Genomic DNA, 24280 nt, shown 5'->3' on the forward strand with positions numbered 1-24280 from the left:
CCCGCTGCGGGCCACGCCGGGGCCATCATAGCGCGCCCCCCGTCCGACCCACCGGCCGCGACGCGAGAAGGCGCCGCGACCGATTGGCCGGGCGCCTTCGATCGGCGAACGTCGCCCCGGCGAGGTCTGCCGAGGCGACGGGGCTCAGAAGAGGAAGCTCGCCGCCGTCAGGTCGCTGGCGAGGATGCCCTCGAAGGTGATCTCGTCGGCGCCGATGACCACCAGCGCATCGCTCTGCGCCGTCTCGGTGATGGTGAGGTCCTCGAACGCGGCGATGCCGGTAACGTCGCCGAGGTCGATCAGATCCTCGCCCAGCGTGAAGTCGACGATGACGTCCGCGCCGAACCCGTCGCCGAAGAGGAGGATGTCGCTGCCCTCGCCGGTGGCGAGGATGTCGTTCCCGGCCCCTCCGTCGAGGACGTCGTCGCCCTCGCCGCCGCGCAGGAGGTCCGCCCCCGCGCCGCCGAACAGGCTGTCCTCGCCGTCACCGCCGGCCACCGTGTCGTCACCGGCACCGCCGAAGAGCTGGTCGTCGCCGAGCTGGCCGGCCAGAAGGTCGTCGCCGTCCTCGCCCTCCAGCTGGTCGTCGCCGGCCTCGCCCAGCAGCGTGTCGGCCCCCGCGCCGCCCATCGCGGTGTCGTCGCCCAGGCCGCCGCGGGCGACGTCGTTCCCCTCGTCGCCGAGGAGGAGGTCGTCGCCCTCGCCGGCACGCAGGGTGTCCTCGCCCGCGCCGCCGCGGACGGTGTCGTCGCCGCCACCGCCGGCGATCATGTCGTCGCCCGCGCCGCCGTTGAGGACGTCGTCGCCGAGATGGCCGACGAGGAGGTCGTCGCCGTCCTCGCCGCGCAGCGTGTCGTTGCCGTCCTCGCCGAGAAGGGTATCGCCGCCCGCACCGCCGAAGGCGATGTCGTCGCCACTGCCGCCGCGGACCACGTCGTCGCCGCCGGTCGCGACCAGCCGGTCGTCCCCGGCCATGCCGCGCAGGCTGTCGTCGCCGGTCCCGTCGGAAAGCGTATCGTCGCCGTCCGTGCCGAGGATGAGCTGCGCGACCGGCGTCTCGTCCACGTCCGTCACCGCGATGGCGAAGGTCTGCCGGGTGCTGTTGCCCTCGCTGTCGGTCGCGACCACCGTCACCGACTGGCTCTGAGCGGTCTCGAAATCGAGCGCAGCGGCGAGGACGAGGTCGCTCCCCTCGACCTCGAAGGCGCTGTCGCCGGCGATGGTGTAGGTGATCGCGTCCCCGTCCGGATCGGTCGCCGACAGGACGCCGACCACGGTGCCGAGCGTGGCATCCTCGGCGAGCGACATGGAGCCGGAGAGCGCCAGGTTGCGGGGCGCGCGGTTGGTGGGCTCGCCGTCGCCGTCGCCCTCGTCCTCGTCCTCCCCTTCGTCGACGTCGGTGACGCGCACGGTGAAGGTTTCCTCGACCGAGTTGCCGGCGCTGTCGGTGGCGACGACGGTCACGGAGTGGCGCACCGCGGTCTCGAAGTCGAGCGTCTCGGCGAGGACCAGGTCGGTTCCGTCGATCTCGAAGACGCTGTCGCCGGAGATCGTGTAGGTGATCGCGTCGCCGTCCGGATCGATGGCCGAGAGCGTGCCGACGACGGCGCCGATCTGCGCATCCTCGGCGATCGCGCTGCGGGAGAGTTCCAGGTCGGTCGGCGCGCCGTTCTCGGGTTCGCCGCCGGTATCGCCGCCCGTGTCGCCGCCCGTGTCACCACCGGTGTCGCCGCCGGTGTCACCACCGGTGTCGCCGCCCGTGTCACCGCCGGTGTCGCCGCCCGTGTCACCACCCGTGTCGCCACCGGTGTCGCCGCCGGTGTCGCCGCCGGTGTCTTCCTCGTTGGCGATCGTGCCATCGGCGAAGGCGAGGAACTCGACGCTGGTCAGCGTGTCGGTGCCGTCGCGGCCGGCGTTGCCGTCGATCACCGTGGTGACGCCGTGGGCGTCGGTCGAGATCTGGTACTGGCTACGGTTGCCGCTGAAGACGGCCGTATCCTCGCCGGCACCGCCCGCGATGGTGTCGTCACCGCCCAGGCCGGTCAGCATGTCGTCGCCGGCGCCGCCCTCGATGCTGTCGTCGAGATCCGACGCGGCGAACACGTCGACGCCCGCCGAGCCGATATAATGCTGGGCGTACTGGTCGAGGTCCTCGAGGAACATCGCCAGGCGGTCCGGGTCGGCGTCCTGGCCGCCCATGTAGGCGGAGACGAAGTTGTGGACCTCGCCGGTCGCCTCCACCTCGTCCTCGGGGCCCCGCGCGTTGGCGAGGTCGAGCCCGGTGATCTTCAGCGTCACGTCACCGCCGACGAAGTAGCCGTCGGCGTCGAACTCGCCCTCGCCGACCGTGCCGAACTCGATCGTGTTGATCTCGCCGTACACCGTATGGGCGCCGAAGTAGTAGGTGAGTTCGCCGTGCGCGAGGAAGTAGGGGGCGGAGGCGTCGTCGCCCATCGCCATCCAGATCTCCTCGCCCTCGAACGCGGAGGAGCCGTCGAAGGTGGGGAACCCGGTGGCGGTGACGGCCTCGAAGAAGCCTTCCGTCAGGAAGTCGTCGAAGTCCATCTCCGCGGCGTGGCTGGCGTCGATCGTGATCATGTCGTTGTCTGGCTCCGGTACGTCTTCGACGGCGATGTCGAAGGTTTCCGTTGTGGTGTTGCCGCCGGCGTCGCGCGCCGTGACGGTGATGGCGTGGCTGGCGGCCGTCTCGGCATCGAGCGCGCCGGCGAGAACGACCCGCGTGCCGTCGGCGCTGAGCGCGAAGAGACCGCCGGCATCGTCGGTGAGGCTGTAGGTCAGCGCGCCGCCTTCCGGATCCGTGGCGCCGAGCGTGCCGACCAGGGTACCGATCGCGGCGTCTTCGGCCAGAGAGCGGTCGCCCGAGAGCGAGAGATCCGTCGGCGCCTCATCGACGTCGCCCACCGCGACGGTGAACGTCTCGTCGGTGGTGTTGCCGGCGCTATCGGTGGCACGGATCGTCACCTCGTGCTCGGACGCGCTCTCGAAGTCGAGCGCGGCGGCGACGCGCAGCTGCGTCCCGGCAACGGCGAACGGGCTGTCGCCGACGACCGCGTAGCCGACCGCGTCCCCGTCCGGATCGCTGGACGACAAGGTGCCGACGACCGTCCCCTCGGCCGCCGTCTCGGCGACGACGAGGTTCGACAGCGCGACGTCGGTCGGAGCGCCGTTGGTGCTCTCGTCGATGTCGCCCACCGCGATGGTGAAGGTCTTCTGCGTGCTCTTGCCCGCGCTGTCGGTGGCGACGACCGTCACCGCGTGGCTCGTCGCGGTCTCGAAGTCGAGCGCGGCGGCGAGGACCAGGTCGGTGCCGTCGACCGCGAACGGGCTCGGGCCGGAGACCGCGTAGGTGATCGCGTCGCCGTCCGGGTCGGTCGCCGACAGGGCGCCCACCACGGTGCCGAGCGCGGCGTCCTCGGCGAGCGACAGGCCGCCCGAGAGGGCGAGGTTCGTCGGCGCCCGGTTCACCGTCTCGTCGATGTCCGTCACCGTGACGGTGAAGGTCTCCTGCGAGCTGTTGCCCTCCGCGTCGGTCGCGACGACCGTCACGGCGTGGCTCTCGGCGGTCTCGAAGTCGAGCGCGGCGGCGACGACCAGGTCGGTGCCGTCGACCGCGAACGGGCTCGGGCCGGAGACCGCGTAGGTGATCGCGTCGCCGTCCGGGTCGGTCGCCGACAGGGCGCCCACCACGGTGCCGAGCGCGGCATTCTCGGCGACGACGCGGCGCGACAGCGCCAGGTCCACCGGCGCGCTGTTCTGCGGCCCGGTGTCGTCCGGCTCGTTGGCGACCGTGCCGTCGGCGAAGGCGAGGAACTCGACGCCGGTCAACGTGTCGACGCCGTCGCGTCCGGAGGTGGTGTCGGTGACGGTGGTCGAGCCGTCGCCATTCAGGACGACCTGATAGTCGCTGCGCTCGCCGGTGAAGACGGCGGTGTCCTGCCCGGCGCCGCCGACGATCGTGTCGTCGCCGCCCTGGCCCTCCAGGCTGTCGTTGCCGGCGCCGCCCTCGATGCTGTCGGCATTGCCCGAGCCGGCGAAGACGTCCACGCCGGACGAGCCGATATAATGCTGCGCGTACTGGTCGAGCTGCTCGAGGAAGAGCGCGATGCGGGCCGGATCGGCGTTGGCGCCGGCCATGTAGGCGGCCGCGAAGTTGTGGACCTCGCCCGTCGCCTCGACCTCCGCCTCCGGCTCCAGCCCGTTCTCGAAGTCGAGCCCGGTGATCTTCAGCGCGACGTCACCGCCGACGAAGTAGCCGTCGGCGTCGTAGGTCCCCTCGCCCACCGTTCCGAACTCGATGGTCTCGATCTCGCCGTGCACGGTGTGGGTGCCGAAGTTGTAGGCGAGTTGACCGTGGGCGAGGAAATAGGGGGCGTCCGCGCCGGTCCCCAGCGACATGAACATCTCCTCGCCCTCGAACGAGGCGGAGTTGTCGAAGGTCGGGAAACCGCTTCCCGTCGCGCCGCTGACGAACCCCGTGGTCAGGAACCCTTCGAAGTCCATCGCCGCCGCGTGGCTGGCATCGATCGTGATCATGTCTTGGTCTGGCTCCGACCTGTCTTCGACGGCGATGTCGAAGGTTTCGGTTGTGGTGTGGCCGCCGGCGTCCTGCGCCATGACGGTGATGGAATGGTGGGAGGCCGTCTCGGCATCGAGGGCGCCGGCGAGGACGACCTGGGTGCCGTCGGCGCTGAGCGCGAAGCGGCCGCCGGCATCGTCGGTCAGGCTGTAGGTCAGCGCGCCGCCTTCCGGATCCGTGGCGCTGAGGCTGCCGACGACGATGCCGAGAACGGCATCCTCCGGCACCGCGTGATCGCCCGAAAGCGCGAGATCCGTCGGCGCTTCGTCGACGTCGCCCACCGCGACGGTGAAGGTCTCGTCGGTGATGTTGCCGGCGCTGTCGGTGGCGCGGATCGTCACCTCGTGCTCGGACGCGCTCTCGAAGTCGAGCGCGGCGGCGACGCGCAGCTGCGTCCCGGCGACCTCGAACGGGCTGTCGCCGACGACCGCGAAGGTGACGGCGTCGCCCTCCGGATCGCTCGCCGACAGGGTCCCGACGACGCTGCCGAGGGCCACGTTCTCGTCGACGGCGGTGCCGGAAAGGGCAAGGTCCGTCGGCGCGCCGTTGACGGTATCGTCGACGTCGCTCACCGCGATGGTGAACGTCTCCTCGGTGGTGTTGCCCTCGCTGTCGGTCGCGACGACGGTCACCGAGTGGCTCGTCGCGGTCTCGTAGTCGAGCGCTGCGGCGAGCACGAGATCGGTCCCGTCGATCGAGAACATGCTGGCGCCGGAGATGGTGTAGCCAATCTCGTCTCCATCCGGATCGGTGGCCGAGAGGGTGCCGACGACGGTGCCGAGCGCGGCGTCCTCGGCCAGCGTCATATCGCCCGACAGCGCCAGCTCCGTCGGCGCCTGGTTGTCGACGATCGGCGTCTCCTCCCCGGTCGCGACGTCGATGATCACGTCGTCGAAGCGGATGGTCTCGACGTTGACGAGCGCATCGGTGGCGGACGTCGCCAGGGAGACGATATAGGCCGTGGTGTAGAGGTACACGCCGTAGTCCGCCCGAGCCCCCTCGACGATGAACGTGTCCGACCCGTCCCCGCCGTCGACCGCGTCGCCGCCGGCGCCGCCGACGATCTCGTCGTTGCCCCCGCCCCCGGCGATGACGTCTGCCCCGTCGCCGCCTTCGATGGTGTCGTTGAAGGCGCTGCCCGCCAGCGTGTCGTCGAAGGCCGAGCCGATGATGTGCTGGCTGTAGTCGTCCAGCGCGTCGGCGTAGGTGTCGAGCCGGGTCTGGTCGGCGCTGGCGCCGTACATGTAGGCGAGCGCGAAGTTGTGGACCGCGCCGTTCGCCTCGATCTCCTGCTCTTCCTGGGCGTTGGTGGGGATCGGATTGGAAAGGTTCAGGCCGGTGATGCGCAGCGTGACGTCGCCGCCGACGAAGGCACCGTTCGCGTCGTAGCTGCCCTCGCCGCGCGTTCCGTACTCGATCGTCTCGATGGTGCCGGCGACGGTGTGGGTGCCGAAGTAATACTCCAGCTCGCCCTGGGCGAGGACGTACTTGGAGCTCGCGTCGGTGCCGTAACCGATCAGCATCTCCGAGCCGTCGAACGCGGTTCCGTTGTCGAAGACGGGGAAGCCGCCGCCGGTGGCATCGGCGATGAACTCGCCCCGGATCATCGCCTCGATATCGACACCGGCGGAGGCGGTCGACGCGTCGATGACGATGGTGCCCTCGGAACCGAGCGGGTTCCCGTCCGCGTCGGTGGTGCGGATCTTGAAGCTCTTCTCGGTCGACAGGCCGTCCTGGTCGGTGGCGACGATGGTCACGTCGTGGTTGAGGACCTCGCCGAGGTCCTTCACCTGCAGCTCGGCGCCGACGATCTGGAACGCGCCGGTGTCGTCGGCGATCGTGTAGGTGAAGGTGTCGCCCGTGTCGGGGTCGGTAGTGGTCAGCGTGCCGACGACGGTGCCCGCGGCCGCATTCTCGACCACGCTGTCGCCCGAGAGCGCCACCGTGGTCGGCGCCTCGTTCACGTCGCCGACCGTGAGGGTGATCGTCTCGTCGGTGTATTCGCCGCCGACGTCGGTGGCGCGCACGACGATGTCCACGCTGCTGGCGCTTTCGAAGTCGAGCGCGCCCTTCAGGACGAGCTGGTCGCCGTCGAGCGCCACCAGCCCTCCCGCGTCGGAGACGAGCGCGAAGGTGATCGTCTGCCCCTCCGGATCCGTCGCCGAGAGCGTGCCGATCACGGTGTCGACCGGCGCGTCCTCGGCAATGGCCGCGTTGTCGATCGCGACGTCGGTGGGGGCGGCGTCCTCCTCCGGCACCACGGTGAGCGCCACCTGCGAGGTCGCGACCTGCGGGTCGGTGACGTCCTGGTCGTCGATGGTGACGCCGAGGACCGCGGTCGTCTCGTCGTATTGATCGGTCTGGAAGGTGACGTTCCCGGACGCGACGAAGGCGTTGATGTCCGCCACCTCGCCGGTCAGCGTCAGGCTGGCCCCGCTCCCCTCGACGGTGACGCCCGCCGCGGAGACCGCCGCAAGTCCGCCGCGATCGACCGCGAGGGTGACGCGCACCGCCCCCTCGCCGACACGGCCGAAGGTGAGCCCGGTGACCGCGCTGGGCGCGTTCTCGTCGACGGAGATCGAAGGCAGCCCGCGCGAGATGCGCATATAGTCGCTGCCGTCGCCGGCGGCGTTGGTGGTGTTGCCGCCGTTGACGAGGTCGAGGACGCCGTCACCGTCGACGTCGACCACCTCGATCTCGTTGAAGTTGGAGTGGGTCGAGTGGGTGGTGTCCGCGAGGATGTGCTCGACGAACGAGCCGTCCTCCTGCTGCTCGAACCAGGAGAGCGTGCCTCCCCCTTCCTCGGTCTCCGTCGTCGAGGGCGCGACGAGGTCGAGCCGGCCGTCGCCGTCGATGTCGACGATCTCGACGTCGGTGGGGCTGGTGTCGCCCTCGGCGACGATCACCGGGTCGGCGAAGGTCCCGTCGCCGTTGCCCTTCATCAGGTAGATCGCCGAGTCGTTGGCGCTGACGGCGACGGCGTCGAGGGCGCCGTCCCCGTCCATGTCCGCGAGCTTGATCGTCTCGGGGTTGTTGGTGCCGCCGGCGGTCGCCTGGAGGTCGATCGTCTGCGCGGTCGTGAAGGTGCCGTCACCGTCGGCGGTGTAGACGCGGAAGAGGTTGTCTCCGGCCGCGGTCTGCCCCGTCGTCATGATGTCGACGTCGCCGTCGCCGTCGATGTCGCCGGCGGCGAGGCCGATGGTGTAGGCGAAGCTGTCGTCGAGGGTGGTCTCGGTGAAGGTGCCGTCGGGGTTCTGCGTGCCGAGGACGACGGTGCCCTGCCCCGTCGGCACGGTCACCACGTCGGCGCGGCCGTCGCCGTCGACGTCGACGACGAGGTAGCTGTTGGACGTGGCCGAGGCCGCCGTCTGCCCATCGGCGAAGGTGCCGTCGCCGTTGTTCTTGAACCAGACCGTCGTCGACGCGTCGTAGTCGTTGCCGATCACGTCGATCAGCCCGTCCCCGTCGACGTCGCCCACCTCGAAGCGGAAGCTGCGCCCGCCGGCGAGGCCGACGAGGGTGTAGTTCCCCGCCCCGTCGTTCGCGAACCAGTAGATCCCCGGCTCCGTGCCGAGGCTGGTGTGACCGAGGAGGTCGATGTCGCCGTCGCCGTCGAGGTCGGCGCTCTTGATGCCGACGATGCCGCGCGGTGCGTCGGCCAGCGCCTCGCTGGGCAGGAAGGCCGGGCCTTCGCTGGCGATCTCGATCGACACCGGGTCGCCGCCGATCGTCAACGTGCCGTCGGCGAACTGCAACGTCTCGACACTCGTGAGCGTGTCGGATCCGTCCCGATCGGCGACGAGGTCGGTCACGGTGAAGGTGCCGTCGGCGTTGTCGACCACCGAATATTCGGCCTTGTCGCCGGTGTAGACGGCGATGTCGTCGCCCGCGCCGCCGTCGATCGTGTCGTCGCCGCCGTTGCCGGTGACGGTATCGTCGAAGACGGTGCCGGCGTAGGTGTCGTCACCGGCCGAGCCGCGGAAGTCCTGGGCGTAGGCGGCGAGCGTCGCCTTGACGAACTCGATGTCGCCGGGGCTGGAGCCGTGGAGGCCGTACATCCAGGCCTGCGCGACGAGCTGCGTCTCGCCGTAGATGCGGTTCAAGAGAGCGGAATCGTTGACGAGGTCGAGGCCGGTGATCGTGACTTCCGGATCGGTGAGCGCCGGGTCGGCCCCCGTCACGCCGTTGCCGAACGCCATCTCGTTGATGATGCCCGAGACGACGTGGGCGTCCTCGCCGCTGATCGGATCGGTCCAGTTGTAGACGAGGTCCGAGCCCTTCAGCGAGATCATCGAGCCGTCGCTGGTGTTGGCATAGAGGAACTCGGAGGACGGAGTGTCCGGCGACCAGCCGCTGCCCGCCGGCAGGAAGCCCGGCAGCCCGGCGACGACGTTGGCGAACACCGCGTCGAGGTAGGTCGTCCAGTCGACGCCGCCGTTCGTCCCGGCGAGCGCGGTGTCGGCGTCGATGGTGATCGTGCCGCGGGCGGTGAGCCCCTCGTCGGTCGCCTCCGGTGCGTCGAGGACGTGGACCTGGAAGGTCTTCTCGTGGGAGACGCCGCCGGCGTCGGTCGCCTTGATGGTCACTTCGTGGAGGTCGCTCGCCTCGTGGTCGAGCGCGCCGTTGACCGTCAGGAAGTAGTAGGGTGTGCCGCCCGCGTCGCCGAGGGTGACGGAGAACAGGCCGCCGGCATCGTCGGTCAGTTCCACCGTCTCGGGCACGAAGCTCGTGTCGAACTGGTAGACGAAGCCGATCTGCGTGCCGACCGGCGCGTTCTCGGTGATCGCCGTATAGTCCTTGCCGGTCGGCACGGAGGACAGCTTGAACGGGTCGTCCTCGACGGTGATCGAGATGGTCTCGGTGGTGGCGTTGCCGTTGGCGTCGGTCGCGGTGACGACGAGATCGTAGACACCGTCCGACGACTCGTGGTCGAGTGGCGAGCGCAGCACCACGCCGACCGACCCGTCGTCGCCTTCCCTCAGGTCGAACCGGTTGTTGTCGCCCTCCCCGCTGGCGAGCGTGAAGGTGATGTCGTCGCCGTCCGCGTCGGTGGCCGAGAGGACGCCGACCGTGGCGCCGCTGCGGGCCGATTCGGCGATGACCGTGTTGGAGAGCGCGACCTCGGCCGGCGCCACGTTCACATCGAGGAGGACCAGCGCCGACTGCACCGCGTTCGCCTCGCCCGAGCCGTCGTCGATGGTGACGCCGAGGTGGGTGGACGCGCCCGACGGGATGGTGGCGCTGACGTTGCCGCCGGCCACATAGGCGTCGAGGTCGGCGACGGTGCCGGTCAGCGTCAGCGTCCCCGTACCGTCGCCCGCCACGGCGACCGTCGCGTCGGAGGACGCGGCGAGCGTCCCGGCCGTGACCGCCAGCGTGACGGTCACGGCGCCCGCCGCGTCCGCGTCGGCGAAGACGAGGCCGGTCAGCACCGACGCCCGGTCCGCGTTGACCCCGAGCGTGCCGGACGCCCGCTGCACGATGTTGACGTCGTTGGTGCTGGTGCCGGAGACGACGACGGACGGAACGCCGCCGATTTCGGTGACGATCAGGTCCCACGGCCGGTTCGCCGCCTCGGTGCCGACGATGACCTCGCCCGCGGCGAAGGTCCCGTCGCCCTGATTCTCGTTCACGATGACCTGTTGGCCGAGGTAGGCGTTGGTCACCACGTCGAGGTCGCCGTCGCCGTCCACGTCCGCGAGCGCGATTGCCTGCGCCCCGTCGGGAGTGGCGATGACGGTGCCGGCGTCGAACGTGGCATCGCCGTTGTTCTCGAACAGCGTCACCGCGTCGGCCGTGTAGCTCGTGACGACGAGGTCGAGGTCGCCGTCACCGTCGACGTCGCCGAGGGCGACCGCACGCGCGCTGCGCACCTCGCCCAGCAGGTCGACGGCCTCGCCGAAGGTCCCGTCACCGTTGCCGTAATAGGCGACGACGTGCTGCGCGACGTATCCGACGCCGACGAGATCGAGGTTGCCGTCTCCGTCGAGGTCGACGGCGACGACGTCGCTCGCCCCGTCGAGGCTGCCCACGATCTGCGGTGCCGCGAACGTCCCGCCGCCGGTATTCTCGATGGTGACGACGGTGTCGTCGTTATATCCGGCGGCGACGACGTCGAGGTCGCCGTCCCCGTCGAGATCGGCGAGCTGCACCTGGCGCGGGTTGTCGACCGTGACGCTGAAGGCCTGCGAATAGGACCCGTCGGGGTTGGCCGTATAAAGGCCCACCGTGTCGCCCGAGTAGCCCGCGACCACCACGTCCGCGAGACCGTCCCCGTTCACGTCGCCCGCCGCGAGCTCGTAGGGGCTGCCGATCCCGGAGACGATCGCCACCGGCTCGGCGAAAGCGCCGCCGACGTTTTCGGCCAGCACCACGGTGCCGTCGGTGTAGCTGGTGGCGACGACGTCGAGATCGCCGTCGCCGTCGACATCGACGAACGCCACGCCGCGCGCCCCGCTGATGCCGGAGATCGTGTGAGTCGCGACCCATTCGGGATCCTGGCCCTCCACGGCGACGGTGGGAGCGGCGTTCGTCGCGGCGATGGAGGCGAGCGTGCCGGCGCTGCCACCGGTCAGGCTGTCGTCTGCGGCGGGCGTATTGGTGTCGGGGACGGAATTTTCGGCGGCCAAGTGGGTCCACTCCAAGGTCTTGGGTGTCGTGGGAGCCCCGGGGCGGACTCCTGAATGCTATGCGGCTGCCCGCACACGTCTCGGCCTCTCCGGTAACCCAGGGCCAAAGAACGACGTCAGATCAGAGCAAAGGCGGCGGAGATCTTGGATCTCCGCATCAAATACGCAGTCGCGCACAAGTTCCCGTTGCCATGCGCCCGAGACGGCATGGCGGGTGACGGCGATTGGTTCATGCGTGACAATATCGAATAGAACGATTCGATATTGGAATCTCTCTATTTCGAGAGTTTTTCGAGTAGTTCGACCATATTTCCTCTATTTACAGAGTGATTGACTCAGCAAATTGACTCGATTTCATGGCCGTAGCTACGTGTGAGTCCGAATATGAGTCAATCGTCTTAGAGTTGCGCGTCCAATAAAAGAGTCGATCTTGGCCTGATCGCATGCAGACTCCGGTAATTTTGATAATTACTACCGCCCTGCGCGAAACGCCGGTTCGCGGGCGTGCGATCGGCGAGGTCGCCGGCGCGGGAGGGGGAAGGAAGCAACGCGGGCGCCGCGCCGTTTGCCGCGCGGGGCACGCAATCGCGCCGCACGCGCCGCGCCCGGTCCGCCCCCGCGCCACATTTGCCTCTTTGAAAGGTCCGCCCGTGGCGCCGAGGTCACGCATGGCCACCAACTCCAGCCGGAGGTTAACGATAGCTTGCGTTCTTGCGCCTGTAGGGTGGAACGAGAGGGTCCACTTCGGGCATCACATCCTACGATGCGCCGAACCTGGGCGCGTCGCCCGAAACCGCGAGTGATCGATGTACCGACGGACCCTTCAGGCCTGCTGTGCCGCCATCGTCATGGCGGCCGCCGTCGCGGCGATCGCGCCGACGGCGGCGCAGAAGCGGGCCCCGGCGGACCTCGGTGCGAGCGAAACCGATCCGGCCGGCACGTCGGGCGCCGACCCCGCGCGGCCCGGCACGTCGGCCGCCGGCCGCCCCATCACCCCCGGCGACGCGGCGCCGCCGATGGCCCAGGCCGCCGTGCAAGGTGCCGCCGCCGCGCTCGCCCCCCAGGCCGGCCGCCCCGCCCGCTTCGACGACCTCGCCGGCCCCGTGGACGAAGACCGCGACGCCGTGACACCGGCGCCCCGAGCCAAGCCCCAGGGACCGGCGCGCCGCCGCCTCGCCGCGCTGCTGACGCATCCGGAGGGCGCCCCGCTCGACGTGCGCATCGGTCAGATGCTGATGGTCGGCTTCCAGGGCGACGACGTCGACCAGCCGGGCCCGCAACGGATCGCCCGCCACATCGAGGCCGGGCGCCTCGGCGGGGTGCTGATCTTTCGCCAGAACGTGAAGAGCGAGGCGGCGCTGAAACGGCTGACCCGGCTGTTCCGCGCCTCGGCGCCGCCGGGCCTGCCGGTGCTGATCGCGGTCGACCAGGAAGGCGGCCAGGTGCAGCGCCTGACCGACAAGGTGGGCTTCGTCGCCACCCCGTCCGCCAAGCGCGTCGCCGCCGAGGGCGAGCCCGCCGCGCGGCGAATCTACCGCCGCCTCGCCGACGGGCTGGCCGACTGGGGCTTCAACGTGAACCTCGCCCCGGTGGTCGACCTCGGCAACCGGAGCGACAATCCCATCATCTCCAAGCTCGGCCGGGCCTTCTCCGGGACGCCGGACGAGGTGGCCGCCTACGCCGCCGCCTTCGTCGCCGCGCACCGGCGCGCCGGGCTCCTCACATCGCTGAAGCATTTCCCCGGCCACGGCTCCTCGCGCGGCGACACGCACGAGGGCTTCGTCGACATCTCCCGCTCCTGGAGCGAGGCCGAGCTCGCCCCCTACGCCACGCTCCTCGCCGAAGGGATGGCCGACATGGTGATGGTCGCGCACGTTCATCTCGCGCAATACTGCGCCGAGGGGGTGCCCGCCTCCCTCTCGCCGCAGCTGATCGAGGGCCTCCTGCGCCAGCGCCTCGGCTTCGACGGTGTCGTCATCTCCGACGATATGGAGATGGGGGCGATCACCCGGCTCGGCTCACCCATCCGAATCGCGCGCCGGGCGATCGAGGCCGGCAATGATATCCTGGTCTATGCCGGCGGCGCTGCCGGCAGCGACGACCTCGTCACCCGCCTGCACAAGCGCCTCGCCTGGGCCGCCCGCGACCCCGCCCTCGCGGCTCGGATCGACGAGAGTTTCGCGCGCGTGCGCGGCATGAAAGCCCGGCTGCCCGATGCGGCGCGGCCCTTCGTGCGTGCCCCGGAGCGCACCTCGCATCGCCCAATCGAGCACGTCGCGCTGCCGCACCCGTAAGATCGACGTCGCGCAAGGTCGCGGCGAATCGCCGATCCCCCCGCCCGGTCGGCCGGGCCGTGGAACGCATCGCGACGCTTCAATGCAAGTGGAATCACGTGGCCGGTGCCCGCGCTCACGCAAACGCGCAAGAGCACATCATCCGGCTTCGGCGGGGCCGGAACGGCTCATCCACGGCCTCTATCGCGCATCGTCGCTCAATTGTGCGCGACTTCGGGTGACACAACCCGATACCATAGTTAACGCGCGGTACGCGCAGCAAAATGTTAACAACTCGGGCACGCAGATCACGCCCGGCCCCCCACCGGCACCCCCGTACCATCCCGGCCGGCTCCCTTGTCGGGCGCGCCACCCGCCTCGACAGCGAGCAGAGATTTTTCCATCCGACTCGCTGGGAATTGCCCGATTTTTCCAGCGAAATTGCGATTTTCATCGCTGCATCGCGGCAACTCGCGCCACAATCGCAGGACGCAAAACGCGGCGAGAATGGGATCTCGCCAGATCAAACCCGCGTCACCGGCACGACAACGACGAATTTATGTAAAGCTTGTGACAAGGAAGCAACATTCCCCCAACTCCCCACAACCTGTCCGCGAAATCGAGCAACAATCGAACCAAGGACCAGGATCTAATTCATCTCTGAAGAACTGAATGCTTGACTGAACCAACGCGGTCTTCCAGAACGAGGAAGACCGAAAATTCGGCCGGGCGCTCGCTGCGCATTGCGGCAATGCCGCGTTCGCGTGGCGAAGACGTGGGGACGGCCACGGCCCGACGAAGGAACGGTCAACGCAACGCGCGATCGGATTGAGAAGGGACGCCGGATGGCAATCAGACTTGGAAACAGTGGGCCGGATTTTCTCGACGGCACCTCATTTGCGGATTTCATCCGCGGCTTCGGTGACAGCGACACGCTGCAGGGGCAGGCCGGCAACGACCTGATGCTCGGCGACGACGGCGACGACTACATCTACGACTCCAACGAGTCCGGTTCGTTCGACCTCGGCAACGACACCATGGTCGGCGGCAGCGGCGACGACGAGATCTACAGCTTCGGCGGTAAGGATCTCATCGACGCCGGTGAGGGCGACGAGGAGTGCGGCGACTACGTCTACATCGACCGCTCAGAGCTTCAGAAGGGCCTTCAGGTCTACGGGACGGGCATCCCCTCCGAGAGCGACAGCCCCTTCGTGAACCTGCTCGGCTCCTCGATGGTGATGAGCGATGGCTCCATCGCCACCAACATGGAGCAGCTCGAGCTGATCGCCACGGCGCAGTCCGACACCATCATGCTCGCCAACGTCTTCGGTCTTGAGAAGACCTGGGTCTACGCCGGCGAAGGCGGTGACGTCGTCACCACCGGCAGCAGCAAGGACAAGGTGTGGGCCGATGACGGCAACGACACCGTGGTCCTGGGCGCCGGCGACGACAAGGCCTGGGGCGGCGAAGGCAACGACTCCATGTGGGGCGCGGCCGACAACGACAAGCTCTGGGGCAACGACGGCAACGACAAGCTCTTCGGCGGCAACGGCGACGACACCATCGACGGTGGCGACGGCCGTGACCGTTACGTCGGCGGCAACGGTGCCGACACGTTCGTGCTCGAGCAGGGCGAGATCGACTACGACCTGATCTCCGACTATCAGTTCGACAACCCCGCGGAGCTCCAGACCCTGGAGCCGGCCTCCTACGACACGATCAAGCTCGAGGGCTACTTCAACATCGATCCGGTGCTGTCGCTGGTCAACGAGTCGACCGGTCTGGTTCAGATCACGTACGAGCAGGGCACCGAGGGCCAGTACGAAGAGTACTTCTTCGCGCCGGGCATCACGTCGGAAGACCTCACCTACGTCGAGATCTGCAACTACGACGTCCCCGTGTAATCGACGGCGGCGGGCGACGCGCCACGCGCGTCCCCTCTCTTCGATTCGGACCCACGGTTCGGCAAGACGGCGCTCGCCAACGCGGGCGCCGTCTTCGTTTGTGGCACCACTCCGTGGGCCATGGGGCACCCTTTGCCGGGCCGCGCGTCTCGTCCCGGCGGGCCTCGCCACTTGGCGTGCCGCAGGATGCCGCTATTTGCCGCGGGGGCTCGCATCGCCACGCCGATGGTGCCCGGAACGCGGCCTCTCTCTCCGGCCCACGGTCACCCCGCGTGCCGGTGGAAGGCCCGCGCCCACAACAGGAGGCCACACGCGATGAGCGACGAGTACGAGGCCCGCAGGACGAAGCTTCGCCGGCACCTCGACGCCCACGAAGCGGCCGAAGAGGCCGAGGCCGCGCGCGAGCGCAAGCGGACCGACGCCAGCAACAGCTACGCCGTCGCCTTCCGCTTATCCACGGAGTTCGTGAGCGCCGTCATCGTCGGACTGGCCATCGGCTGGGGGCTCGATTGGGTCGCCGGAACGCTGCCACTTTTCATGGTCGTGTTCCTCCTGCTCGGATTTGCGGCAGGTGTCCTCAACGTTTTACGTTCGGCGGGCTTGATTCAAACGCCTGAGCCGGGCAAGAGACCACCCGGCGAGCGATGAATCGCTCGCTTGAAAGTACACTTCCGCCAGAACGGCGGGCCAACCGGGACTTCTCTTCACGTGGCAACGGCTGAAGGCGGCGGGCTCGACCCCATTCACCAGTTCGAAGTGCATCCGCTGTTCGACATCGAGGTCGGCGGCGTAGATCTCTCGTTCACGAACGTCTCACTCTACATGATGGTGACCGTCGCGCTGACGATCGCCCTCATGCTGCTGCCGACGGGGCGCCGCGCGCTGGTCCCCGGTCGCTGGCAGAACATCGCCGAAATGAGCTACGAGTTCGCCGGCAGCATGCTGCGCTCGTCCGCGGGCGCCGGGGGGATGAAGTTCTTCCCGCTGGTGTTCTCGCTGTTCATGTTCGTCCTGATCGCCAACCTCATCGGCATGTTCCCGTATTTCTACACGGTGACCAGCCAGCTGATCGTGACCTTCGCCCTGGCGATGGTGGTGATCCTGACGGTGGTGATCGCGGGCATTCGCCAGCACGGCCTGGCCTTCTTCGGGGTGTTCGTCCCGTCCGGCGTGCCGGGCTACATCATCCCCCTGGTGTCGGCGATCGAGGTGATCTCGTTCCTGTCGCGCCCCATTTCGCTGTCGGTTCGCTTGTTCGCCAACATGCTGGCCGGCCACATCATGCTGAAGGTGTTCGCCGCGTTCGTGATTTCCATGAGCGCGATGGGCACGGTCGGCGTCATCGGCGCGATCCTGCCGCTGGGAATGGCGGTGGCGATCACCGCGCTCGAATTCCTGGTGGCGGGTTTGCAGGCCTACGTCTTCGCGGTGTTGACCTGCATCTACCTCAACGACGCCGTTCATCCCAACCACTGACCCTAACCCGCGCTGCAAACTGAATTTTAGCGCACGACAAGGAGCCCCCCATGGACGCGGAAGCTGCCCGTTATCTTGGTGCCGGCATCGCCTGTTTCGGTCTCGCCGGAACCGCGATGGGCCTCGGCAACATGTTCGCCAACTACCTTGCCGGCGCCCTGCGCAACCCGTCCGCCGCCGACGGCCAGTTCGGCCGCCTGATCTTCGGCTTCGCGGTGACGGAAGCGCTCGGCATCTTCTCGCTGCTGATCGCGCTGCTGCTGCTTTTCGCGGTTTAAGCGTCAATGTCGAAGTTCGAACTGGCCGAGGTCAAAGTCGGCCCGGAGGCGGGCGTCAACGCCGGTGATCTCGTCGATACCGGGACGACGGGGACGCACATCACGCACCCCGATGGCGCGGTCGTCGAACCGCTCCACGGCGGTGGCGACAGCGTGTTCCCGCCGTTCGACTTCGACGCCTTCCCGTCGCACCTCTTCTGGCTCGCGATCTCGTTCGGCATCCTCTACTTCTTCGTCAACCGGGTCATCATGCCCAAGGTCGGCGGGATCCTGGAGGACCGGCGGGACCGGATCGCGAGCGACTTGGGCGAAGCCTCCCGGCTCTCGCGCGAGACGGACGAGGTCATCGCGGCGTATGAGCGCGAGCTGACGGAGGCCCGCCAGCGGGCCTACGCCATCGCCCACGAGCGGCGCGAAGAGATCAAGGCCGAGCAGGCACGCCAGCAGGCGGAGACCGAAGAGGCGCTGAACAAGCGCATCGCCGAGGCCGAGGCCGAAATCGCGGCTCGCCGCGACGCCGCCCTCGCCGAGGTGAGCACCATCGCCTCGGACGCCGCCCAGGCCATCGTCCAGAAGCTCTCGGGTGTTTCCATCTCCGGCGACGACGCCGACAAGGCCGTGGCCCAAGCGGAGGGTCCCCGTGCTTAATACCGATACCTTTTGGGCGTTCGTCTCGCTGCTCCTCTTCATCGGCGTGGTCATCGCCGTGGGGGGGCCGCGGATGATCGCGCAGGCGCTCGACGCCCGCACCCAACGCATCCGCAACGAACTGGACGAGGCCCGCAAGAACCGCGAGGAGGCTCAGGCGCTCCTGGCGGAATATCAGCGGCGGCGTCGCGACGCGGAGGCCGAGGCGGCCACCATCGTCGAGGAGGCGCGCAAGGAGGCGCGTCGCCTGACGGAGGAAGCCAACGAGAAGCTGCGCGACCTCGTCGAGCGGCGGACCAAGGCGGCCGAGAACAAGATCGCGCAGGCCGAGCAGCAGGCGACCGCCGAGATCCGCGGCCGCGCCGCCGAGCTGGCGATCGCCGCCGCGACGGATATCCTGAAGGCCCGTGTTTCGGGGTCGACGGCGGACCGCCTCGTCAACGAATCGATCGACACGGTTCGCACCCGGCTGAACTGACGGCACCTCGCCGCCCAGCCCATGGAAGCGGTCGCCCCGGCGGCCGCTTTTTTTTGTGCCGCGCGCCGGCCGGGGCTGCGCCTTCCCCTCCCCCATGCACCGCGCGCCTCTTTCGCGGGCGTGGATCTGTATCCCCATCGCCCGTCACGAGCGCCAGGAGGTCCCGGATGAAGCTCTACGGAATGTTGGACTCGCCCTACGTGCGCCGCGTCGCGATCGCGCTGACGCTCCTCGAACTGCCGTTCGAGCACGTCCCGCTCTCGGTCTTCCGCGATTTCGAGGCGTTCGGCGCGATCAACCCGGTGGTCAAGGCGCCGACGCTAATCACCGCCGACGGCGCGATGCTGATGGAATCGACACTCATTCTGCAGCACCTCGAGGAACTGGCGCCGCCGGGGCGGTCTCTGCAGCCCGGCGATCCGGCCGCACGCGTCACCGCACTGCGGGTCACCGCCCTCGCCCTCGCCGCCGGCGAGAAGACCGTCCAGCTCGTCTACGAGCACCAGCAGCGTCCGGAGGATAAGCGGCACGATCCCTGGATCCGGCGTGTCGACGGCCAGCTACGCGCCGCCTACGACGCCCTGGAGCCGCTCGTCGACCCCGCCGCCTGGCTCGGCGGCGAGCGGATGCTCGATCCGGACATCACCGTCGCCGTCGTCTGGCGGTTCACGCAGTTCATTCTGGCCGGGCTGATCGCGCCGGCGGACTACCCGCGCCTCGCCGCTTTCAGTGCGCGGGCCGAGGCGACGCCGGCCTTCGTCGCCACGCCGCTGGACTGAGCGCGGGACGCCCACGCCGCCTTGTGGTCGGCCGCGAACGGCGCGAGAAGGAGGGGCAAAGGGAGAGTCCATGGTCACGCGCGCTTTCGCGACCCTCGGGGTCGGCGATCAATACGAAACCATCACCGAGCGCATGATCGCGACGCTCGACGTCCTGGTGGACGAGGGCGAGCCGATCCTGTCGGCCTACCGCCCGGAGCAGGACGGGCCGTGGCTGATCGACGTGATGTTCGTGGAGCGTGACGCGGAGGGTCGCGCGCGCTGGCTCGCCGAGGCGCGCGAGCTGCTGCCGGATCTTCCCGAGTTCGAGGAAGACCCGGTCGCCGAGCGCGACTGGGTGGCCGAGAGTCAGAAGGCATTGCACCCGATCCATGCCGGGCGCTTCGTGGTGTTCGGCTCGCATGATCGCGCGCGGATGCTACCGACGCGCTGGCGTATCGAGATCGACGCCGGTCGCGCCTTCGGCACCGCGCACCATGCGTCGACGCGCGGCTGCCTCATCGCGCTCGAGCGGCTCGCCAAGCGGCAGCCGCTGACGACCGTGGCGGATGTGGGGACGGGGACCGGCGTGCTCGCCATCGCGGCCGACCGCTTGGGTGCGCGGTCGGTCGCGGCTGGCGATATCGATCCGGTCTCCGTGGAGGTGGCACGCCGCAACGTCGCCGCCAACCGTACGCAAAGACCTGTCCCGGTTGTGGTGCGAGCGGGGCCGTTCGCGAGCGCCGAGACGGTGATCGCGAACATTCTGGCGCGACCGTTGATCGCGATGGCGAACGAGCTGGCCCTGGCCACAGGCCGTACGCTCATTCTCTCCGGTCTGCGGACGGCGCATGTCCGTCCGGTCAAGGCCGCCTACCGGGCCCGTGGGCTGGTGGTGACCGATCAGATCATCATCGAGGACTGGGCGACGCTCACCCTACGTCGGCCGCTGCGATGACCACGGGTCGTCGCGCCGGCCGGCGGGGCGCCGCGCCCTCAGCGACGCGATTAGACGAAGGGGTAGCCGCGCGGGTCGCGCTTGATGATCTCTTCGCGCTCGTAACCCAGCTTGGCGAGCGTGGCATTGTCGAGGCTCAGAAGGTATGCAGCCACCGCGCGGTCCGCCTGACGCTTGCGCGACTGCATGACCTTCTCGCCGAGACGAGCAAAGAAACCCTTCGAAGACGCCGAACGGTCCGCGGCAAAGTCTTGGGTGGCGGTGATGGCCATGTCATGTATCCCTGGTTTGTGCGCTGCAACAACTTGCGAGAACTTCTCATGCAGCGATCGACACCGAGGAAGGTACGAGAATCGCCCCTGATCTCAATGCACAGACCTGCATGGCAGGCTCCGCCTGGTGCAACGCAACACGCATGACACCCTGCGCCCATCCCTGAATTCACACTCCTCAGCTTATCCTCAGGCCCCCATCCGCCATGCCTTTCCAAACCTTCGACGCCGCCGCCACGCCCCCCGAAGATATCGAAAAACGCCTTGCAACTCTAAGGGATAGCTTTGACTCTCTGGGAGTCGACGGGGTGGTCGTCCCGCACGAGGACGCCTATCAGAGCGAGTATCTGCCGGCCTCCGAAGAGCGGTTGCAGTTCATCAGCGGTTTTACTGGCTCCGCCGGCAGGGCTTACGTTTTGCGGGATGCTGCCATGTTCGTGACGGATGGCCGCTACACGCTGCAAGCCTCGGCCCAGGTTCCGCCATCCTTCCACATCGCCAGCGACCCCGCCGCCGCGAAGGCCTGGGCGCGCGAGCACCTCGCCGGCATCACGCTCGGCGTGGACCCGCACCTCCACAGCCGCAACGATCTGGAGCGAATCGCCAAGCAGGCCGAAGGGCTGACCCTGGTGAAGCTCGACCACAATCCCGTCGACGCCGTGTGGCCGGCGCGCCCCGCCCCGCCTCGCGGCCAGGTGCGCGCCCACCCCGCCCACCTCGCCGGCCGCACCATGACGCAGAAGATCGCCGACGTGCGGGCCGCCATGGACGCGGACGCCCTCTTCATCGCCGACAGCGACTCGGTCTCCTGGCTGCTCAACTGGCGCGGCGCCGACGTCGCCCACACGCCGCTGGTCCTCGCCCGCGCCTTCGTCCCCAAGGAGGGCGAGGTCACCGTCTTCGTCGATCCCGAGAAGGTGCCCGATGAAATCGTCGCAGACCTAGCCGGACACGCCACCATTGCCGGCGCCGACGATCTCCTTGCCCGCCTCGCCACCCTCAGTGCCGGCAAGACCGTCGCGGCCGACCCCGCCCGCACGTCCGACGCCGTGCTCTCCACGATAGAGAGTGCCGGAACGCCGGCGCCGGGCAACGACCCCGTCCAGCGCCTCAAGGCAATCAAGAACCCCGCCGAGATCGCCGGGATGCGCGCCGCCCACCTGCGCGACGGCGTCGCCATGGTGCGCTTCCTCGCCTGGTGCGAGGCCCACGCCGTCGGCGCCACCGAGATCGACCTCGTCCGGCAACTGGAAGACTTCCGCCGCGAGGCCGGCGCGACCGACATCTCGTTCGACACCATCTCCGGCTCCGGCCCGCACGGCGCCATCGTCCACTACCGCGTGGACGAGACGACCGACCGCGTCATCGCTGCCGGCGAGCCCGTCCTGATCGACTGCGGCGGACAGTTCGAGGACGGCACCACCGACATCACCCGCACCTTCGTCGCCGGCGGCGATCCGGGTCCCGACGACTTCCGGATCCAGTATACGCGCGTTCTGAAGGGGCACATCGCCGTCGCCCGGCAGCGATTCCCCGAAGGCGCGCTGGGCTCCGAACTCGATCCCCTCGCGCGCATGGCGCTCTGGCGCGCCGGCCACGACTTCAAGCACGGCACCGGCCACGGCATCGGCGCCGCCCTCGCCGTGCACGAGGGTCCGGCCTCCATCTCCCGCCGCGGCACGACTGCCCTCGAGCCGGGCATGATCCTGTCCAACGAGCCGGGGGACTACCACACCGGCGCCTTCGGCATCCGGATCGAGAACGTCTGCCTCGTGCGTGAGGCCCGCGTGCCCCCGGGCGGCGTCTTCCCGATGCACTGGTTCGAGACGCTGACCCTCGCCCCGATCGACACCCGACCCATCGTCACCACCCACATGACGGCGGGCGAGATCGGTTGGCTCGACGCCTATCACGCGCGCGTCCGCGGCGCCCTGGTCGACGCCCTCGCCCCCGCGGAACGCGACTGGCTCGAGGTCCGCACCCGGCCGGTCGCCTGACCCGCGAGCGGGAGCCGAACGATGGGACCGACTCGGGAGACCACACTTGGGCGGCGGTGCGTGCGGACCCTCCGAGCGAGGGGGGTTCCCCCCTCGCGCTCCCTCCGTCTCGCCGACGGGCAGCCGTTCAGTTCAGCTGGCTGAAGAAGCCACCTGAGCTGAACAGCTGGCTCGAGCCTCACGAGGCCCGCGACGGCGTCAAGCACCCGTCCTCGCCATGCTCGCTGCGCTGCGCGTGGCTCCGGGCGGGCGCTTGACCCCGCCACAGCCCTCGAAGGGAGCGCACAGGTTAGAGAGAGAGAGAGAGAGAGAGAGAGAGACGGCGTGCCGGGGTGGGCGCGCCGTCCCTCGTCAGGCGAGGATCGCTTCGATCAGCTTCGGGCCCGGCTCCTTCACCGAGTCGCGGATCGCCTGGCACAGCGTCGCCGCGTCCTCGACCCGTACGCCCGGCACGCCCATCCCCTTGGCCAGCGACACGAAGTCGAGCGACGGGCGGTTGATCTCCAGCATGTCGAGCGCGCTGCGGCCCGGATTGGCGCCGACGCGCGTGAGCTCGTGCTTCAGGATCTCGTAGGTGCCGTTGGCGAAGATCACCGTGGTGACGTTCGCGTTCTCGCGCGCCTGCGTCCACAGGCCCTGGATCGTGTACATCGCCGATCCGTCCGCCTGCAGCGACACCACCGGCCGGTCGGGGCAGGCGATCGCCGCGCCCGCCGCCATCGGCGGGCCGATGCCGATCGAGCCGCCCGTGATCGCGATCCAGCTCATCGGTGGTGCACCGAACGTCGCGTCGTAGATGCCCCGGCCCGCCGTCAGCCCCTCATCCACCACGATGGCGTCCTCCGGCAGCGCGGCCGCGATCGCCATCTCCAGCGCCTGGTAGGAGATCGGCACCGCCTGCGGCGCCGTGGCGCGCGGCGCGTCGGCGATCCGCGCGGGCCTGGCGCCGACCCGGTCGGCGAGCGCACGCACCGCGTCGGGGCCGTCCTCGTGAAGGTCCGCCAGGGTGAGCCGGGTGCAGGCGTCCGGCAGCAGCACCGAAGGCTTGCCCGGATAGGCGAAGAAGGCCACCGGCTGGCGCGCCTCGATCATCACCAGCGTGCGCACGTCCGCCAGCATCTCCACCGCGAGGTCCACCGCGAAGGGGACCTTGGCGAAGTTGGCCCGGCCGCGCCCGCGCTCCAGCCTGCGGTTCGCCGCCGGCACCGCCACCCGGCAGCCCGTCCGCTCGGCGATGCCGGCCACCAGCGCGGTCAGCGCCACGTCCTCCAGCACCGAGCCGCCGACGAGGATCATCGTCTCGTGCCCGCGGCCCAGCGCCTCGACCGCCGCATCCAGCGCGACCGCGTCGATCGGCGCCGGTCCCTGCGGCTTGCGCGGTTCGGCCACCACGCCCCCCTCGTCCCAGCCGGTGTCGGACGGGCAGATCAACGTCGCGATCTTGCCCGGCGCGCTCATGGCCGCGGCCAGCGCCTCCGCCCCGTCCGCGCCGATGTCGGCCGCCGACCGGGTCATGCGCACGAAATCCGAGAAGGGCAGCGCCGCGGCCTCGACGTCGGCCGAGAGCGGCGCGTCGTAGGCCTGATGGCGCAGCGCGTGGTCGCCGACGAGGTTGAGGATCGGGGTCCGCGCCTTCTTGGCGTTGTGCAGGTTGGCCGAGGCGTTCGCCATCCCCGGCGCGAGGTGCAGGAGCGTCGCAGCGGGCTTGCCCGCCATGCGGCCATAACCGTCCGCCGCCCCGGTGACGACACCCTCGAAGAGGCCGAGCACGCAGCGCATCAGCCGCGTGCGGTCGAGCGCATCCACGAACTGCATCTCAGAGGTGCCGGGATTGGCGAAACAGACGTCGACGCCGCCGGCCGACAGGGTGCGCACCAGGCTTTCCGCCCCGTTCATATCCACTCCATGGTTGAGGATCGCCGCCCCGCGAATCGCGGACACGGCCGCACCCGAGCGCGGCGCGGTGGCACGATCCTTCCAATCCCCGCAGCCTTTGGCAATGGCGAACCGAA

At 69.2% G+C, this 24280-nt stretch carries 13 protein-coding genes; 10 read left to right on the forward strand and 3 right to left on the reverse strand.

Annotation, left to right across the window (positions count from 1 at the left end; genetic code table 11):
* Positions 1-144 precede the first annotated feature (144 nt).
* Complete coding sequence (locus MRB58_RS02415) at positions 145-11226, reverse strand: cadherin domain-containing protein (RefSeq protein ID WP_244780064.1); 11082 nt, start codon at positions 11224-11226, stop codon at positions 145-147.
* Between the two features lie 806 nt (positions 11227-12032).
* Here MRB58_RS02415 and MRB58_RS02420 point away from each other — a divergent pair.
* The 9 genes from MRB58_RS02420 (at position 12033) to MRB58_RS02460 (ending at position 19999) form a co-directional block, all read left to right on the forward strand.
* Positions 12033-13520 carry a glycoside hydrolase family 3 N-terminal domain-containing protein gene (locus MRB58_RS02420; RefSeq protein WP_244780066.1) on the forward strand — a complete coding sequence of 496 codons (1488 nt, stop codon included), beginning with the start codon at positions 12033-12035 and terminating at the stop codon, positions 13518-13520.
* An 824-nt stretch (positions 13521-14344) separates the two neighbouring features.
* Complete coding sequence (locus MRB58_RS02425) at positions 14345-15403, forward strand: calcium-binding protein (protein ID WP_244780067.1); 1059 nt, start codon at positions 14345-14347, stop codon at positions 15401-15403.
* Between the two features lie 315 nt (positions 15404-15718).
* Positions 15719-16051 (forward strand): AtpZ/AtpI family protein, encoded by a 333-nt coding sequence (locus tag MRB58_RS02430; RefSeq protein ID WP_244780069.1) that lies wholly within the window; start codon positions 15719-15721, stop codon positions 16049-16051.
* Positions 16052-16111: 60 nt separating this feature from the next.
* Positions 16112-16879 carry a F0F1 ATP synthase subunit A gene (locus tag MRB58_RS02435; protein ID WP_244780070.1) on the forward strand — a complete coding sequence of 256 codons (768 nt, stop codon included), beginning with the start codon at positions 16112-16114 and terminating at the stop codon, positions 16877-16879.
* Between the two features lie 50 nt (positions 16880-16929).
* Positions 16930-17157 carry a F0F1 ATP synthase subunit C gene (locus MRB58_RS02440; protein ID WP_111348388.1) on the forward strand — a complete coding sequence of 76 codons (228 nt, stop codon included), beginning with the start codon at positions 16930-16932 and terminating at the stop codon, positions 17155-17157.
* 6 nt (positions 17158-17163) lie between these two features.
* Positions 17164-17805 (forward strand): F0F1 ATP synthase subunit B, encoded by a 642-nt coding sequence (locus MRB58_RS02445; RefSeq protein ID WP_244780072.1) that lies wholly within the window; start codon positions 17164-17166, stop codon positions 17803-17805.
* Positions 17798-18283 carry an ATP F0F1 synthase subunit B gene (locus tag MRB58_RS02450; protein ID WP_244780074.1) on the forward strand — a complete coding sequence of 162 codons (486 nt, stop codon included), beginning with the start codon at positions 17798-17800 and terminating at the stop codon, positions 18281-18283. The genes MRB58_RS02445 and MRB58_RS02450 overlap by 8 nt, the downstream gene beginning before the upstream one ends.
* A 167-nt stretch (positions 18284-18450) precedes the next feature.
* On the forward strand, positions 18451-19062 hold the full coding sequence (locus MRB58_RS02455) for a glutathione S-transferase family protein (protein WP_244780075.1): 612 nt from the start codon (positions 18451-18453) through the stop codon (positions 19060-19062).
* A 70-nt stretch (positions 19063-19132) separates the two neighbouring features.
* Positions 19133-19999: a 50S ribosomal protein L11 methyltransferase gene (locus tag MRB58_RS02460; RefSeq protein ID WP_244780077.1), complete on the forward strand. Its 867-nt coding sequence runs from the start codon at positions 19133-19135 to the stop codon at positions 19997-19999.
* Between the two features lie 50 nt (positions 20000-20049).
* Here the strand turns inward: MRB58_RS02460 and MRB58_RS02465 are convergent, their stop codons facing one another.
* Entirely contained in the window at positions 20050-20271 is a 222-nt protein-coding gene (locus tag MRB58_RS02465) for a hypothetical protein (protein WP_244780078.1), read from the reverse strand.
* Positions 20272-20477: 206 nt separating this feature from the next.
* Here MRB58_RS02465 and MRB58_RS02470 point away from each other — a divergent pair, with 206 nt between their 5' ends.
* A complete protein-coding gene (locus tag MRB58_RS02470) occupies positions 20478-22268 on the forward strand; it encodes an aminopeptidase P family protein (protein WP_244780080.1) in 1791 nt (596 codons plus the stop codon).
* A 351-nt stretch (positions 22269-22619) separates the two neighbouring features.
* Here MRB58_RS02470 and MRB58_RS02475 read toward each other — a convergent pair whose 3' ends face one another.
* On the reverse strand, positions 22620-24164 hold the full coding sequence (locus MRB58_RS02475) for an acetolactate synthase large subunit (protein WP_244780081.1): 1545 nt from the start codon (positions 24162-24164) through the stop codon (positions 22620-22622).
* Positions 24165-24280: the final 116 nt, after the last annotated feature.

This window comes from Acuticoccus sp. I52.16.1, assembly GCF_022865125.1.
Lineage (GTDB): Bacteria > Pseudomonadota > Alphaproteobacteria > Rhizobiales > Amorphaceae > Acuticoccus.